The organism is Mycobacterium timonense, assembly GCF_025821985.1.
Taxonomy (GTDB): domain Bacteria; phylum Actinomycetota; class Actinomycetes; order Mycobacteriales; family Mycobacteriaceae; genus Mycobacterium; species Mycobacterium avium.
Window position 1 is genome coordinate 1 of record NZ_JACKSY010000076.1, and the last position, 790, is coordinate 790.

A 790-nucleotide genomic window follows, 5' to 3' on the forward strand; every position below is an offset into this window, starting at 1 on the left:
TCATAACTCAACGCCGCCGCATTCAACTCCGCCGCCAACGAACTCCACGCCGACGCCGCAGCCACCAACGAACCCGACCCCGGACCCGAATAAATCCGCGCCGAATTGAACTCCGGCGGAAACGTTCCGTAATCCAACATCATTGACTCCTTAACCAGCCGCGGCCGCGTTGGCCGCTTCAGTCATCGCGTAGGACCCGGAGCTGGTGCTCAGGGTGTGGACGAACACTTCGTGGACCGCCGCGGCGGCCAGCGCCTCGGGCGCTGTGGTGACGAATGACATTGAGGTTCCTGCCTTTCGATGCGGCCCGGCGCCCGTGCCGGAGTGGTGTGCGGGTGGACTCGGTCGTGTTGAGGTGGGCATGGGCGTCATCCGGCCGAGGGTGGGCGGGTCAAGACGCTGTAGCGAAAGCCGTATTTGTTGACATAGCCCGCGGCCGCGCCGCGCCGGCCCAGCGCCCCCACCGGCATGCCGCGCAACAACCCGTTGGCCGCACCCCCCGGGGCCCCGCCGGCCGCCGCCTGCACCGCGCTGCCCTCCTCGGAGACCGCCGGGCTGACCGCCGAGGTCAACGTCGCCCACTGCTGAGGCACCGACAACGCCCCCACCCGACCCGCGCCGGCCGAGATCGCGCTGACATGGCTCGCCCCGCCCACACTGCCCAGGTTGCCCAACCCCAAGCTGGCGAACTGCGGCGTCGGATACCACGCACCCCCGGCACCCGCCGTGCTACCACCGGGACCCGACACCAGCTGCTGGGCGATCGATGACCAGAAGCTGGTGATGCCGT

The 790-nt window shown here is 69.2% G+C and carries 2 protein-coding genes and 1 pseudogene; all 3 read right to left on the reverse strand.

Features of this window, described 5'->3' with window-relative positions; translation table 11 throughout:
• Positions 1–143 (reverse strand): PPE domain-containing protein (locus tag H7I87_RS29225; RefSeq protein ID WP_264002822.1); only part of this gene is annotated, 143 nt, incomplete at its 3' end.
• Positions 144–150: 7 nt separating this feature from the next.
• Positions 151–246: pseudogene (locus H7I87_RS18785) on the reverse strand (PE domain-containing protein); the annotation flags it as partial.
• Positions 247–368: 122 nt separating this feature from the next.
• On the reverse strand, positions 369–790 hold a 422-nt coding region (locus H7I87_RS18790; RefSeq protein ID WP_264002821.1), incomplete at its 5' end, for a PE/PPE C-terminal domain-containing protein.